This is a genomic window from Janthinobacterium sp. Bl 1 (genome assembly GCF_058215535.1).
Window position 1 is genome coordinate 5,256,249 of sequence record NZ_CM177086.1, and the last position, 15,684, is coordinate 5,271,932.

Here is a 15,684-nt window from a genome sequence, read left to right on the forward strand (position 1 = left end):
GCCTGCCCCGGCCTCAGGCCGGCAGCGGCTGGACATACTCGTCGGGCTGCCAGTACAGCTGGCCATCGCGTTCGGCCACGGCGATCGAACGCAAGCGCCCCCCCTTGCAGGGACCGCCCGCGCACAAGCCGCTTTCCGGCACATAGATGGCGCCATGCGTCGAACACATCAGGTACAAGCCGCTGGACTCGAAAAACTCGCCTTCCGCCCAGTCCAGTTCGATCGGCACGTGGGCACAGCGGTTCAGGTAGCCATACGCCTTGCCGCCATGGCGCACGACAAAGCCCGTGGTCGCTTCGCCACCGGCCGAAACGGGAAAGCGCACTCCCTTGCCGCCATCGGCCACGGCGTCGGCCGGACAAATCAACACTTCCGCAACATCAGTCATCATGCGTGCTCGCTCAGCCATTGATGCAGGTCGGCCACCGTGGCGGCCGAATACAGGGGATTGCAAGCTTGCAACTGCGCCACCGGATGCGCCCCATACTCTACGGCAATACCCGCCGCGCCTGCATTGCTTGCCATCAATAAATCATGGCTGGTGTCGCCAATCATCACGGTACGGCGCATATCCTGCCCCAATTCGCGCGTCAGTTCCTGCAGCATGGCCGGATGGGGCTTGGAAAACGTTTCATCGGCGCAGCGCGTCGCATCGAACAGGGACAGCAGCTTGACGGCATTCAAGGAGCGGTTCAGGCCGACACGGCTCTTGCCCGTGGCCACCGCCAGAAAGTACGCCTGCTGCGACAGTTCCTGCAGCATCTCGTGTACGCCGGGAAACAGGGTCAGCTCATGGTCGCGCGACAGATAGTGATAGCGGTAGCGCTCGGCCATGCGCGCATGGTATTTCGGCTCCACGTCCGGCATCACCAACTGCATGGCTTCCTGCAAGCCAAGGCCGATCACGTGCGAAGCGAGCAACTCGGTGGGAATGGGCAAGCCAAGGTCTTTGGCCGATGCCTGGATGCACTTGACGATGGTCGAGGTACTGTCTATCAGGGTACCGTCCCAATCGAAGACGATCAGATCAAATTGCTTTCTTGCCATGTTTCCCGACAGCATAGCCGCCGGCTCCTTGAGAATGAATGATGGCGACTGACTACCTTATGAGTAGTGTCACGTGCACGCGCTGGTTACTTATCGTGCGGCAACGGCCAATGGTTTGCCCAAGCTTACCAAGAAACGCTCGCATTCGACAGCCAGCGGCGCGTTCAAAGTCATCGTCTTGCCCGTTTCCGGATGCGTAAACGTGATCTGGTGCGCATGCAGGAACATGCGTTTCAGGGCGCCGCGCGTGCTGTCGGCCTTCAACAGGGCACGGTTGAGGGCGAAGTCGCCATATTTATCGTCGCCGGCGATGGGGAAACCGGACGAGGACAGGTGCACGCGGATCTGGTGCGTGCGTCCCGTCTTCAATTCCGCCTCCAGCAAGGCGAAGTTGTGATATTTATGCAACAGTGAAAACACCGTGTGCGACGCCAGGCCATCGGCCTGCACGGCCACCCGGCGCTCGCCTTCGGCCGTCGTATATTTATGCAGCGGCAACTTGATATGCTGGCGTGCATTCTTCCAGTCGCCGGCCACCAGCACCAGGTAGCGCTTGTCGGTGACGCCGTCGCGCATCTGCTCGTGCAGATTGGTCAGCGCCGTGCGTTTCTTTGCCAGCAACAGCAAGCCCGACGTGTCGCGGTCCAGGCGGTGTACCAGTTCCAAAAACTTGGCGTCGGGGCGCGAAGCGCGCAATTGCTCGATCACGCCGAACGACACGCCCGAGCCGCCATGCACGGCCACGCCGGCCGGCTTGTCGATGACGAGCAGCTGCGCATCTTCGAAAATGATCTTGAATTCGGCGGCCGGCGCGCCCGTAGGGGCCTTTTCGGCCACGCGCACGGGTGGAATGCGCACCACGTCACCGGCGGCGAGACGGTACAGCTGATCGATACGGCCTTTATTGACCCGCACTTCTCCCGATCGCAAGATCCGGTAGATGTGGCTTTTAGGCACTCCCTTGCACACTCTTAATAAGTAGTTGTCGATGCGCTGGCCTGCTTCTTCCTCGGCGATCGTTACGAATTGGGCTTGCGGCTGAACCGGGGGTGTTGAAGGGGGAACAACATCATTTTGACTCTTCATTTACTATGTCTTCCCAGAAATCTCTCTAAGTCCTTCATTTTGAATATATAATTGTTTTTGCTGCGGCCCTGGCTGCTGCGAGTGTAAGAATAAAAGCACATTTTACACAGGGGCGTCTCCACCGGCCTCGCCAAATTGCAAATTCGGTGGAAAAAAATGTATATGCACCATCCCTGCGCGAATCAAGGTTGCACCGTAGTTGTAATCGGATAACGCGTGGAGATGCTGAAGTGAGTGTGGGATTATAAGGATAAGTACCCGTTAGCGCGACTTATCGAGTCGGGCTCGCGGGTTGATGAAGTTGATAACGCTTGCCGTTTTCGCCAAACCCCGTATGTGGCCAAATACTGAGGGTTGTCGATGATAGGCTGAGGCCAAGCCTCGCCATCGCGATCCCTGTAATGAGCCGGCTAACGATTTTGGCTCTGAATTTGCTGACCACTTGCATTCTCTGCCCCCGATGCAGTTCATTCTCATCCGGGCTGTTTCAGATGAGTTGCAAGTGTCCTGTGCACTCGGCATGACGATCGACCTCACCGCGCCTGTTGCGGCCGTAACGTATACCTCGTACGCGTTGTTGCTCCGCACGCCTGGGCATTTCCCCCGCCAGCACTCCCGTTCTCGCATATATCCCTGTACTTCGCCGCTTCCCCGGAAGCGGCTTTGAGATGGCCTACGGGTCGCGGAGTTATAAAAATGAAACGCATGTTGTTTAATGCCACGCAGCAAGAAGAACTGCGCGTAGCGATTGTCGACGGACAAAAACTGATCGACATCGATATCGAGACAGCCGGGCGCGAACAGCGCAAATCCAACATCTACAAGGGCGTGATCACGCGCATCGAGCCATCGCTCGAAGCGTGCTTCGTCAGCTATGGCGAAGACCGCCACGGCTTCCTGCCTTTCAAGGAAGTTGCCCGCACGTATTTCCGCGAAGGCGTCGACGTGCGTAACGCTTCCGTCAAGGAAGCGCTGCGCGAAGGCCAGGAAATCATGGTCCAAGTGGAGAAGGAAGAGCGCGGCAACAAGGGCGCCGCCCTGACCTCGTTCGTCTCGCTGGCCGGCCGTTACCTGGTCCTGATGCCGAACAACCCGCGTGGCGGTGGCGTATCGCGCCGCGTGGAAGGTGAAGAGCGCCAGGAATTGCGCGAAACCATGGATAAACTGGACTTGCCAGCTGGCATGTCCGTGATTGCCCGCACGGCAGGCATCGGCCGCAACGTCGATGAACTGCAGTGGGACTTGAATTACCTGATGCAACTGTGGCGCGCCATCGAAGGCGCCGGCAAGTCGGCCAACGGCGCTTTCCTGATCTACCAGGAATCGTCGCTCGTCATCCGCGCCATCCGCGACTATTTCCAGCCCGACATCGGCGAGATCCTGATCGACACCGACGAGATCTACGACCAGGCGCACCAGTTCATGAGCCACGTGATGCCCGACATGGTGCACCGCGTAAAACGCTACAGCGACGACGTGCCGCTGTTCTCGCGCTTCCAGATCGAACACCAGATCGAAACGGCGTACAGCCGCACCGTGCCGCTGCCATCGGGCGGCGCCATCGTCATCGACCATACCGAAGCGCTCGTTTCCGTCGACGTCAACTCGGCCCGCGCCACGCGCGGCTCGGACATCGAGACGACCGCCTTCAACACCAACTGCGAAGCGGCCGAAGAAGTGGCCCGCCAGCTGCGTCTGCGCGACTTGGGCGGCTTGATCGTCATCGACTTCATCGACATGGAAGTGGCGAAAAACCAGCGCGAAGTGGAACAGCGCCTGAAAGATGCGCTGCACCATGACCGTGCCCGTGTACAAATGGGCAAGATCTCGCGCTTCGGCCTGATGGAACTGTCGCGCCAGCGCCTGCGTCCTTCGCTGTCCGAAGGTTCGCACGTGACGTGCCCGCGCTGCTCCGGCACCGGCCACATCCGCGACACGGAATCGTCCGCCCTGCAGGTGCTGCGCATCATCCAGGAAGAGGCGATGAAGGAAAACTCGGCCACCATCCACGTGCAAGTGCCCGTGGACGTGGGCGCCTTCCTGCTCAACGAAAAGCGCGGCGAAGTACTGAAAATCGAAAACCGCCACCGCATCGCCGTGATCCTGATCCCGAACAAGCATCTGGAAACGCCGCACTACAAGCTGGAACGCATCAAGCACGACGACCCGCGTCTGGAAGACAGCCAGGCCAGCTACAACCTGGCGGAAAGCGCTGAAACCGACATGGCGTACAGCAAGCGCCAGAAGGAAGAAGCCAAGCCGCGCCAGGAAGCCGTCGTCAAGACGATCACGCCTGACCAGCCGGCACCGCTGGTCGAGCGCAAGCCCGTCGAAGCGAAACCGGCCCAGTGGCCTGCGCCTGCCGCACCACAGGGCCTGATCGCCAAGATCATCAGCTTCTTCACCGGCGCTCCGGCACCGGTGGCGCCAGCACCTGCTCCTGTCGCACCAGCCAAGCCGGCCGGCGCCGACCGTGGCGACCGCAACAGCCGTGGCCCGCGTGGCCGTGGCCGCAACGGCAAGCCTGGCCGCGAAGAACGCGAACCAGGCCAGGGCCGTCCAGCCCAGGACGATGCAGCGAAAGAAGCGGAAGCACTGGAAAAAGCGGCCCGTCCGCCACGTCCACCGCGTCCGCCACGCGAACCGCGTGAAGCGCGCGAGAACGGCGATACGGCGGCAGCACCGCGCGAACGCGGCGAACGCCCTGAACGCGCCGAGCGTCCGGAACGCGCGGAGCGTCCAGAGCGCGCCGAGCGTCCGCCACGCCAGCCACGCGAAGCGCGCGAACCACGCGCCGACAAGGCTGTTGTTGCTGAAGTGAAAGCTGAAGAGCTGGCACTGGTTGGCGCCACCGCCAGCGCAGTCAACGTGGTCGTGGCGTCAAACGGTCCTGAATCCGACGCCGCACCGGCGAACCTGCTGAAAGCGCCGGCAAATGCCGGCCCTGAAGGCGAAGAGACGGAAAGCGACGTGGAAGGCGAAGAACCGCGCCGCCGCCGTCGTCGTGGTGGCCGCAACCGCAACCGCCGCGACCGCGAAACGGGCGAGCTGATCGAATCGGCAAACGGTGACAACGAAGGCCAGGACGCACCAGTGATCAGCTTTACGGTCGCTCCGGCACCGGAAGCTGCCGCTGATGCCGCTCCAGTCGCCGTCGTGGCCGCCGCCGCTGTCGTCGCCGTTGCCGTACCAGTGGAAGCTGCATTGGATGCCGCTCCTGCCGTCGTGGCTGAAGTCGTGGAAGTGGTCGAAGTGGTGGAAGTGGTCAAGGTTGAAGAAGCCGCACCAGCGGCTGAAGTGATCGTGCCGCCAGCCCCTGTGGAAGCCGTCGTTGCTGCAGCGCAAGCTGAACCAGCCGCTGCCGAACCAGCACCAGCTGCCGAGTACAGCTTTGCCGAGAAAGCGGAAGCTGCACCGGCGCCAGCGCCTGCTCCAGCGGAAGTCATCGTCGAAGCGGCGCCAGTCGTGGAAACGGCAGCTGCCGTGGAAACCGTCCCTGTGGCTGAAGAAGTTCCAGCAGCAGCGCCAGTTGTCGAAGCGGCACCAGCCGTGGTGGAAGCGGCCCCGGTGGTAGCCGAAGCGGCTCCCGTCCCTGCTCCGGCACCAGCGCCAGCGCCTGTCGTTGCTCCTGCTCCTGCTCCTGCCGCGCCGCTGGACTTGAGCGCGGTGCTCGGTTCGGCCGGCCTGACCCTGGCTGCCACCGATCCGGAAAAACTGCGCCTGGCGCAGGAAGCGGCCGCGAAGGCAGTCGCTCCGGTCCGCAAGCCACGCGAACGCAAGCCATTGCCGCCGCAATCGGATGAGCCGTTGATCCAGGTCAACACGCAACGTCCATAAGCGTGCCGGGTTCGCCCAGCCGCCAATGATGAAAGGGGGAGCTCAGGCTTCCCCTTTTTTATGTCCACTTTTTTGCTGCCCTCCACCCGCCATGCACGAGAACGCCAATCTGCCTCCCGCCCCCGTCAGCCTGCGCAGCGCCTTCTGGTACTGGCTCAAGCTGGGCTGCGTCAGCTTTGGCGGCCCCGCCGGGCAAATCGCCATGATGCATGCGGAACTGGTGGAAAAGCGGCGCTGGATTTCCGAGCAGCGTTTCCTGCACGCGCTCAATTACTGCATGCTGCTGCCGGGGCCGGAAGCGACCCAGCTGGCCATCTACATCGGCTGGCTGATGCATCGCACGCGCGGCGCCCTCGTGGCGGGCCTGCTGTTTTTGCTGCCCTCGCTGCTGGTGCTGATCGCCCTGTCCTGGCTGTACATGGCGTATGGCCACGTTGGCGCCATCGCCGGCGTCCTGTACGGCATCAAGCCGGCCGTTGTCGCCATCGTGCTGGCGGCCGCCTGGCGCCTGGGCCGGCGCACCTTGCGCAGCCCCGGCCTGATCGCCATCGCGGCGGCCGCATTTGTCGCCATCGCCGTGCTACAGCTGCCATTTCCGCTGATCGTGCTCAGCGCCGCCCTGCTGGGCATGGCGGGCGGGCGCTGGTTGCCGGGTCACTTCCATGCCAACGGCGCATCGCACGGCGGCGCGGCCCGCTACGGCGCCGCCCTGATCGATGACGACACGCCGACACCGGACCACGCGCGCTTCCGCTGGCCGCGCCTGCTTGGCACGGCCGCCGTGGGCCTGGCGCTGGCCTTCTTCGTCTGGCTGGGCCTGGCGCTGGCGGGCGGCGCGGACCAGCCGCTGGCGCAGATGGGCGTGTTTTTCAGCAAGGCAGCCCTGCTCACGTTCGGCGGCGCGTATGCCGTGCTGCCCTACCTGGTGCAGGGCGCCGCCGACCACTACCACTGGATCACGAGCGCGCAAATGATGGATGGCCTGGCGCTGGGCGAAACGACGCCCGGCCCGCTGATCATGATCGTCGCCTTCATCGGTTTTGTCGGCGGCTGGAGCCATGCCGTGACGGGTGAGCAGCTGTGGCTGGCGGGCGTGTCCGGCGCGCTCGTTGCCAGCTGGTTTACTTTCCTGCCCTCGTTCATCTTCATCCTGGCCGGCGCCCCCCTCGTGGAAGCGTCGCGCGGCAATTTGCGCCTGAGCGCGCCCCTGACGGCCATCTCGGCAGCCGTGGTGGGCGTCATCGCCAGCCTGGCCCTGTTCTTTGGCCGCCACGTCTTCTGGCAAACAAACCCGCTGCCGCACTGGGACTGGGTAGCGATTGCCATTGCGCTGGCGGCCGGCGTGGCGCTGATCAAATACCAAATGGGCACCATCAAATTGCTGCTCGCCTGTGCCATCTTCGGCCTCGTGCTATCGTATCTGCCTTGACCGATTTTACGTAAGTGGCATGACCTTTCATGGCTGACAAGATTATCTACCTCGCCGAAGCCCGCAATGGGGCACCGGCGATCCCCGCACGGCTGGAAAGTCCCAGCGGCAACGTGGCCGACAGCCTGGGCCGGCCCCTGCACGACTTGCGCATCTCGATTACCGACCGCTGCAATTTCCGTTGTGTGTATTGCATGCCGAAGGACGTGTTCGACAAGAACCACGTGTATCTGCCGCACACGGATTTGCTGTCGTTCGAGGAAATCACGCGCATCGCGCGCCTGTTCGTCGCGCACGGCGTGGAAAAGATCCGCCTGACGGGCGGCGAACCCCTGCTGCGCAAGAATATCGAAAAGCTCATCGCCATGCTGGCAGCGCTGCGCACGCCATCGGGCCAGCCGCTGGACCTGACCCTGACAACCAACGGCTCCTTGCTGGCCAGAAAAGCGCAGGCGCTCAAGGATGCGGGCCTGAACCGGGTCACCGTGTCGCTCGACTCGCTCGACGACGCCACCTTCAAGCGCATGAACGACGTCGATTTCGCCGTCGCCGACGTGCTGCACGGCATCGATGCGGCGCACGCCGCGGGCCTGGGCCCCATCAAGATCAACATGGTCGTCAAGGCCGGCATGAACGAGCAGGAAATCGTGCCCATGGCGCGCCACTTCAAGGGCACGCCGTACATCCTGCGCTTCATCGAATACATGGACGTGGGCGCGTCGAATGGCTGGAACTTGCAGGAAGTCATCCCGTCCGCCGAAGTCGTGCGCCGGATCGCCTCACACATGCCCTTGCTGCCCATCAACCCGAACTACACGGGCGAGACGGCGGCGCGCTGGCGCTATGCGGATGGCAGCGGCGAAATCGGCCTCATTTCCAGCGTCACGCAAGCGTTCTGCGCCGACTGCAGCCGCGCCCGCCTCTCGACCGAGGGCAAGCTGTACACCTGCCTGTTCGCCAGCAGCGGCCACGACCTGCGCAGCCTGCTGCGCGGCGGCCATAGCGACGCGGAAATATCCTCGGCCGTGGCACAGCTGTGGCGCGGTCGCGGCGACCGCTATTCGCAATTGCGCACCAGCCAGACGGATTTGACGGACGGCGCACTTGAGCACGGTAAAAAGAAAGTGGAAATGTCGTACATCGGCGGCTGAATCTGGGGCGGTGCACGCGCCGCGCTGCTACCATGGCGCATGCACCAATTTCCCTACCTGACATGATCAACAAACACGACATTACCGGCCTGATCCTGGCCGGCGGCCTCGGCACGCGCATGGGCCAGCGCGACAAGGGCATGCTGCCCCTGCATGGCCAGCCCCTGGCCCGCCACGTGCTGCAGCGCCTGGCGCCGCAAGTGGGCCAGCTGGCCATCAGTGTCCACGCGGATGCCGGCGATTACGCAAGCTTCAGCCTGCCCGTGTGGCCCGACGCACTGCCAGGCCAGCTGGGCCCCCTGGCCGGTTTGCATAGCGGCATGCGGCACGCCGGCACGCCCTACCTGCTGACGGTGCCGTGCGATTCGCCCATGCTGCCGCCCGACCTGGCAGCGCGCCTGGCGGCCGGTTTGATCGACAGCGATGCCGACCTGGCCATCGCCGTCACCGAAGAAATCGATCCGGCGACGGGATCGGCCGTGCGCCGCCCGCACCCCGTCTTTTGCCTGGTGAAAACCTCGGCCCTGCCCCAGTTAGACTCGTATCTGCGCGGCGGCGAGCGCCGCATGCGTACCTGGCATGGCCCCTTGAAACTGGCTGAGGTGCTCTTCGAGAACCATGGTGCGTTCGGCAACATCAATACGCCAGATGAGCTGACTGCCCTGCAGGCGCAGGGCTTGTCCGTGCCGATGGCGCAAGCCATCCTGGCCGACACCGTCGCGCCCGTCGCCGAGATCGAGGAACTGGCGCTGCCGCAAGCGTTCGAGCGCATCCTGGCGGCCGACATCATCTCGCCCATCAGCGTGCCCGCGCACGACAATTCCGCCATGGATGGCTATGCGCTGCATGGGGCCGACCTCGGTGGCGACGCACCCGTGACCCTGGCCGTGGTCGACACCATCCTGGCCGGACGTCCCGGCACGGTCAACGTCGGGCGCGGGCAATGCGCGCGCATCATGACGGGCGCCGTCATGCCGGACGGCTGCGACAGCGTCGTGCCGCAGGAACTGGTGCGGCACGCCAGCGAGCACCACATCACCGTGGCGCCCGACTGCATCCGCCCCGGCGACAACCGCCGTTTCAAGGGCGAAGACTTGATGCAGGGCCAGCCTGCGCTGCTGCAAGGCAAACGACTCGGACCGGCCGAACTGGGGCTGCTGGCCTCGCTGGGCATCGCCACGGTGCCCGTGCGCCGGCGCCTGCGCGTGGCCTTCTTTTCCACGGGCGACGAATTGCGCTCGATCGGCGAGCTGCTCGACGCGGGCTGCATCTACGACAGCAACCGCTACACCCTGCTGGGCATGCTGACCCGTTTGGGCTGCGAGGTGCTCGACATGGGCATCGTCAAGGACAATCCGCAAGTGCTGGAAGCGGCCCTGCGCGGCGCCTGCGCCAAGGCCGACGTCATCATCACCTCGGGCGGCGTGTCCAGCGGCGCGGCCGATTTTACGCGCGAGATCCTCGCCCGCCTCGGTGACGTGGCCTTCTGGCAAATCAACATGCGCCCGGGCCGCCCCATGGCCTTTGGCCGGATTGCCAGCGAGGGCGACACGGCCTTGCTGCTGGGTCTGCCAGGCAACCCCGTGGCCGTGATGGCGGCGTTTTATTTCCTCGCCCGCCCCACCCTGCTGCGCCTGATGGGCGCCGATGCGGACACATCCACCCTGCCGCTGCTGCAGGTGGCGGCGCAAGCGCCCATCCGCAAGAAACGGGGCCGCACGGAATACCAGCGCGGCATCGTCGAGCGGGGCGCCGACGGGCGCCAGCACGTGCGCGTGACGGGTGCGCAAGGATCGGGCATCCTGCGTTCGATGACGCAAGCCAATTGCATGATCGTGCTGCATGAGGCGCAAGGCCACGTGGCGGCCGGCGACCTCGTCGATATTGTGCTGTTCCATGGGCTGATATAAGCTGATACTGGTTGGCCTCTGCTGCAGGGCATGCACGGCATATGCAGTGCGAAGTCCCCCAWTGCAAWCAATTCCCCTGCGCGGCAGACGCTTTCCTATCGAGATAAAAATATCAATTATTTCTCATTAAAATAAATCAATAAACACAACACTAATTGTAATAATTTTATTTATTAGTTGATATTGAAGTTTCTTCGGTGATAACATTCGAACTCATACAAAAAAGTTCAATTTTGATATTGTTTTCACGAGGAACAACAATGAGACACAGCTCATGGATTGCGGGAGCCAGCTTGCTGGGTGCGGCATGCCTGCTTGCCACCTTATCCCTGGCGCCCTTGCCCGCCAGCGCGAAAGGCATCGCGCGCGCCGATGTGCTCGATAACTGCAACTGGAATCGTCCCGGAGTCGACCCGTTCATGGGTGACGTGGTGGCGGCCGTGGACCGCTATACGGATATCGCGCCGCCCGTGCGCGAACAATTGAAGGAGCGCATGCGTGCGCGCCAGTACGATGAGATCGTGGTGATCAGCCGCGACGCCATCCGCGGCAAGGGCAATTACAACGCGCGCATCAGCGACATGCATTTCGGCCCTGGCCGCGTCTGTCGCAACGTCACGCGTGCGGGCTGGAACGAGCAGATGCAGGAACGGGGACTCGTGTATTGCGTGCAAGGCCAGTGCATCCTGGTGCCGACGATTTGCCGCAACGTCAGCCGTATCACGCAGGCGCCCGCATCGGCGCCGCCAGCGGCCGGTGCCGCTCCCGGCGGTGCAGCACCCGTTGCCGCCGCGCCCACTGCCCCGGAAGCAGCAGGCGTGCCCCTGATCGACAATCCCGACGCCTTGCGCGGCGGTTCCTTCACGGGCGGCGCCATGCCGCCCGAGGTGGCCAGCATTCCTTTCCTGCCCTTCGATTATGTACGTACCGCCGGCGGCATCACGCCGCCTGCAGGCATGGGCGGCGGCGGTGGCGGCGGTGGAGGCGGCAGCGGCCTGCCGCCGGACCGGGGCAGCAGCATCATCGTGCCGCCCACCGTGATCATCCCTAGCTTGCCACCGACCGTGCCGACCGTCTTGCCGGCCGTGCCGGAACCGCAAACCTGGGGCATGCTGCTGGCGGGACTGGCGCTGACAGCCTTCGGCGCCAGAAAACGCCTTGCCAGCAAGCATGCCGCTTGAGGCGTAGCCAGCCGTATGCGGACTTGTTACTATGGTGCATTCCAGACAAGGACCGCCATGCCCGACATCGATAGCCGTTCGACACGTCTCGTTGCACTGCGCAACGAAGGCCGGCACGCGGAAGCGCTGCCGCTGCTGCAACAGCTGTTCGCCGAGGCCGGGCAAACCCTGAATCCGGCAAGGTCGAGCTATTTCATTGTCATGCTGGAGTGGAAGTTTTTGGCCGAGGCATACGCGCCAGCGTACGCCGCCCTGCAGGCGGAGCGTGATGCGCAAATCCAGTTGCTGCTGTCGGGCCAGCATGATTTCGGCCACCACGACAGCCGCGCGCCACAGGCAGGCAGCACGTTTGGCCGCAGGTCGCGCTTCTCTCTCATCGCCGAGATGAACGACACGCTGGGCGATGCCCGCTCCACCGCCGACCTGTTCGCCCAGCTGGACGCCAGCGCCCCCGAACTGGCGCGCCAATACGCTTGGCAAGCCCTGCAAGCTGTTGTCGAGGCGGGCAATTTCGCGCTCGCGGACCGCTATCACCGCGCCCCGCTGGAGCACCTCGATATGGTCAATGCCCTGTCCGCCAGCCTGCCCTTGTTTCCTGCGCCGGGCACGCCGCCGCGCCTGGCGGCGGAGTTGATGAATCTGGCAAAAGACGTGCGGATCGCCGCTGCCATACTGCGTGGACAAGGGCAAAGCGCCGAGGCGGACGCACTGGGCGCTGCCTTGCTTGCCGGCCTGGCGAATGACGCCATGCGCACACTGGCACAGCGCGAACTCGATGCGCCGGGCAGCATCACCGCTGAACTAGTCAACCATCAGATGGCGCAAGAACAGCAAGACCAGCAGACTTAGCCAGCCGCTGCGGCGAACGAAACGGCGCTATTCGGCGTCCGCCTTACCCAGCAGCAAGGCGGCCGCCTCGCCCGGCAAGGCTTCCACGGATTTCAATTTGCGCGCCATCTGCCGGCTGCGCACTTCCGCGCTTTCGATATTTTTCGCCGCCTTTTCCAGGGTCAGCCGGGTTTGCGACAGCACCTCGCCGAACTTGCCGAATTCCGTCTTCACGGCGCCCAGCACTTGCCACACTTCGGACGAGCGCTTTTCCAGCGCCAGGGTGCGAAAACCCATCTGCAGGCTGTTGAGCAAAGCCGTCAGGGTGGATGGCCCGGCGATGCTGACCCGGTGCACGCGCTGCAATTCGTCGGCCAGTCCCGGGCGGCGCAGCACTTCCGCATACAGCCCCTCGGTAGGCAGGAACAGGATGGCAAAGTCGGTGGTCAGCGGCGGTGCCAGGTATTTCTCGGCGATGGTTTTCGCTTCGCCCCGCACGGCCCGCTCCAGCTCGCGTCCAGCCAGGGCCACGCCATCGGCATCGGCCCGCTCGGCCGCCTCGACCAGGCGCTCGTATTGTTCCTTGGGGAATTTCGCGTCAATCGGCATCCACACGGGCGGCCCGCCGTCGACCATGCCCGGCAGTTTCAGGGCGAATTCCACGCGCGCGCCGCTGCCCGGCAAGGTTTCCACGTTTTTCGCGTACTGGTCGACAGTGAGTACCTGCTCCAGCAGCATTTCCAGCTGGACCTCACCCCAGGTACCGCGCGTCTTGACGTTGGTGAGCACCCGCTTCAAATCGCCCACGCCCAGCGCCAGCTGCTGCATCTCGCCAAGGCCCTGGTGGACTTTTTCCAGCCGCTCCGATACTTGCTGGAACGACGCACTGAGGCGCGTTTCCAGGGTCGCGTGCAGTTTCTCGTCGACCGTCTTGCGCATTTCTTCCAGGCGCGCGCCATTGTCGGCCTGCAAATCGCGGATCTTGTTCTCGAGCGTGGCGCGCACTTCCAGCATGCGCTGCGCATTCGATTCCGTCAGCTGGGCCAGAGTTTGATTGGTACTCTCGGCAAAGCGCGCCAGGCTTTGCGCCTGTTCTTCGCGTCCGACTTTGCCCTGCGCCTGCATCTGCGTGCGCAGGCTGTCGAGCTGTTGCAGGGTCGCCGCCTGGAATTGCGCCAGGCCGGCGGCCAGGTCTTGCCGCGTGGCCTGTGCCGACGCCTGCAGTTGCAGCCGCACTTCGCGCTCGACCCGGTCGATGCGTTCCAGGCTTTGCTGCTGGTGCTGCTGCACCAAGGCCAGGGTGGTGGCGCCGTCGCCGGCCGCGCCACGCGGGCGCAGCAAGATCAATAGCAACAGGACGATGGCGACGATGGCGGCGCCCAGCAGGCTGTAAAACTCGATTGGGCTCATGGGTGTCAGTCAGGTTTGTTGCGCATCCAGTCGGCCGTCTGATAGAACGATTCCATCAGGCGCACGCGCAAGGACTCTTCGATGCCCGTGTCTTCCATGGCCCAGGCCATGGCGCGCAGCCACTGGTCGCGCTCGCTGGTGCCGATGGCGTAAGGCAAGTGACGGGCGCGCAGGCGCGGGTGGCCGAATTTCTCGATATACAAATCCGGTCCGCCCATCCAGCCCGTCAGGAAAAAATACAGCTTGTCGCGCGAGCCGTCCGTCGACGGCGGATGCATGACGCGGATGCCGGCGAACTCGGGCTCGAGCTCCATCAAGTCATAAAAACGGTCGACCATTTCGCGCAGCACGGGGGCGCCGCCGATGGTCTCGTACAGGGTGGGGGCAGTGGTATCAGTCATGGTCGCCATGATAGCGCAAGCGCTGGCGGCCCATGCGGCGCCAGCACCCTCTGCCACAATAAATGGCAATATACTTGACTAATCAAGCTCTTATCAAGTACTATGCAATTTTAAACCCGGGATCAAAACAGCATGTCAACCACACTCCAAGCTCCTTTGCTACGCAATACCAACTTCCGCTGGTTGCTCGGTGGCGGCCTCGTGTCCATGCTCGGTGACCAGTTCAGCATGCTGGCCCTGCCCTGGCTGGTGCTGAGTCTGACAAACGATAGCCTGAGCCTGGGCATCGCCGTGGCCCTGATGGGCGCGCCGCGCGCCGTGCTCATCTTGTTCGGCGGCACCATCGCCGACCGTTACTCGCCCCGGCGCGTGCTGCTGCTGAGTAAATATGCGAACGCCGCCATCCTGCTGGCACTGTCCGGCCTGCTGATGCTGGACCAGGCCAGTGTGGCGCTCGCCTATGCGGCCGCGCTGGCGCTGGGCATCGCCTCCGCCTTCGGCATTCCCGCCAGCACCGCCATCCTGCCGCAAGCCGTGCCGCCGCAAGTGCTGCAGACAGCCAACAGCCTGCAGATGGGCGCGCGCCAGTTGTCCTTGCTGGCCGGCCCGCTGCTGGCGGCGCTCGTGCTCGGCGCCCACGATGGCGGGCAACAAACCGGCATGGCGGCGCTGGCCGCCGCCTTTGCCATCGATGCGCTGACGTTTCTGTTCTCGGCCTGGACCTTGCGGCAAGTCAGCCTGCGGCCACTGGCAGCGGCCGCCGCGGCGCAGGGCATGTGGCGCGACATGGCGGCCGGCCTGGCCATGGTGTGGCGCGACATGGCCTTGCGCAGCTGCTATGCCTACTGGGCCGTGGTGGCCTTCTTCGTCATGGGTCCGCTGCAAGTGGCCCTGCCCGTACTGGCCAGCGAGCGCCTGCACGGCGCCCCGGCGCTCGGTTTGCTGATGGGCGCGCACGGCGCCGGCACCCTGGCCGGCATGCTGGCGTCCAGCCTGGGCGGCGCCTGGCTGCGTGGCCGCTTCGGCGCCACCCTGCTGGCCGTCGATGCCATCGTCGCCATCCTGTTGATGGCGCTGGGACAAATCGATACAGCCTGGCAAGGCGCGGCCTTGCTGGCCGTCACGGGATTGCTGGGCGGCTATGTGCAGGTGGCCATCTTTACCTGGATACAACGGCGCGTGGCGCCCGCCATGCTGGGCCGGGCGATGGCGCTGTTCATGGGTATCTTCCTGGGACTGGCACCGCTGTCGGCGGCGGCCACGGGCGCGCTGCTGCGCCACCTGAGCGTGGGCGAACTGTTCTGCGCCGGCGGCGCCCTGCTGCTGGCCGCCGCCATCGCCGCCGCCCTGCTCACCGATATTGCCCGCATCGCAAGCACCGACCACGTCACCCAAGCTTGAGGA

Annotated in this window: 12 protein-coding genes; 7 read left to right on the forward strand and 5 right to left on the reverse strand. The window is 64.1% G+C overall.

Annotation, left to right across the window (positions count from 1 at the left end; translation table 11 throughout):
• Window positions 1–13: 13 nt before the first annotated feature.
• The 3 genes from AC4BCN_RS23720 to AC4BCN_RS23730 all read right to left on the reverse strand — a co-directional run bounded on the left by AC4BCN_RS23720 (window position 14) and on the right by AC4BCN_RS23730 (window position 2,133).
• A complete protein-coding gene (locus tag AC4BCN_RS23720) occupies window positions 14–391 on the reverse strand; it encodes a Rieske (2Fe-2S) protein (RefSeq protein WP_189396687.1) in 378 nt (125 codons plus the stop codon).
• The gene (locus AC4BCN_RS23725) at window positions 388–1,047 is read right to left on the reverse strand and encodes an HAD-IIIA family hydrolase (RefSeq protein ID WP_034754241.1); all 660 of its coding nucleotides are present in this window, start codon (window positions 1,045–1,047) and stop codon (window positions 388–390) included. Before AC4BCN_RS23725 ends, AC4BCN_RS23720 begins: the two co-directional genes overlap by 4 nt.
• 90 nt (window positions 1,048–1,137) lie before the next feature.
• Complete coding sequence (locus AC4BCN_RS23730; RefSeq protein ID WP_139092300.1) at window positions 1,138–2,133, reverse strand: RluA family pseudouridine synthase; 996 nt, start codon at window positions 2,131–2,133, stop codon at window positions 1,138–1,140.
• Window positions 2,134–2,829: 696 nt separating this feature from the next.
• Between AC4BCN_RS23730 and AC4BCN_RS23735 the strand changes: the two genes are divergently transcribed.
• The 6 genes from AC4BCN_RS23735 (at window position 2,830) to AC4BCN_RS23760 (ending at window position 12,490) form a co-directional block, all read left to right on the forward strand.
• Complete coding sequence (locus AC4BCN_RS23735; RefSeq protein ID WP_490491894.1) at window positions 2,830–5,970, forward strand: Rne/Rng family ribonuclease; 3,141 nt, start codon at window positions 2,830–2,832, stop codon at window positions 5,968–5,970.
• A 91-nt stretch (window positions 5,971–6,061) separates the two neighbouring features.
• Entirely contained in the window at window positions 6,062–7,399 is a 1,338-nt protein-coding gene (gene chrA / locus AC4BCN_RS23740) for a chromate efflux transporter (RefSeq protein ID WP_490491895.1), read from the forward strand.
• Between the two features lie 29 nt (window positions 7,400–7,428).
• Complete coding sequence (gene moaA / locus AC4BCN_RS23745; RefSeq protein WP_128142186.1) at window positions 7,429–8,550, forward strand: GTP 3',8-cyclase MoaA; 1,122 nt, start codon at window positions 7,429–7,431, stop codon at window positions 8,548–8,550.
• Between the two features lie 62 nt (window positions 8,551–8,612).
• Entirely contained in the window at window positions 8,613–10,460 is a 1,848-nt protein-coding gene (gene moeA, locus AC4BCN_RS23750; RefSeq protein ID WP_490491896.1) for a molybdopterin molybdotransferase MoeA, read from the forward strand.
• 260 nt (window positions 10,461–10,720) lie between these two features.
• Window positions 10,721–11,641 (forward strand): MHFG family PEP-CTERM protein, encoded by a 921-nt coding sequence (locus AC4BCN_RS23755; protein WP_490491897.1) that lies wholly within the window; start codon window positions 10,721–10,723, stop codon window positions 11,639–11,641.
• Between the two features lie 57 nt (window positions 11,642–11,698).
• Entirely contained in the window at window positions 11,699–12,490 is a 792-nt protein-coding gene (locus AC4BCN_RS23760) for a hypothetical protein (protein ID WP_072455414.1), read from the forward strand.
• A gap of 27 nt (window positions 12,491–12,517) precedes the next feature.
• Here the strand turns inward: AC4BCN_RS23760 and AC4BCN_RS23765 are convergent, their stop codons facing one another.
• Window positions 12,518–13,879 (reverse strand): DNA recombination protein RmuC, encoded by a 1,362-nt coding sequence (locus tag AC4BCN_RS23765; RefSeq protein WP_072455416.1) that lies wholly within the window; start codon window positions 13,877–13,879, stop codon window positions 12,518–12,520.
• Between the two features lie 5 nt (window positions 13,880–13,884).
• On the reverse strand, window positions 13,885–14,280 hold the full coding sequence (locus tag AC4BCN_RS23770) for a group II truncated hemoglobin (RefSeq protein ID WP_034754244.1): 396 nt from the start codon (window positions 14,278–14,280) through the stop codon (window positions 13,885–13,887).
• Between the two features lie 132 nt (window positions 14,281–14,412).
• On the opposite strand from AC4BCN_RS23770, the gene AC4BCN_RS23775 reads away from it, so the two are divergent.
• Window positions 14,413–15,681 (forward strand): MFS transporter, encoded by a 1,269-nt coding sequence (locus AC4BCN_RS23775; protein ID WP_490491898.1) that lies wholly within the window; start codon window positions 14,413–14,415, stop codon window positions 15,679–15,681.
• Window positions 15,682–15,684 lie beyond the last annotated feature (3 nt).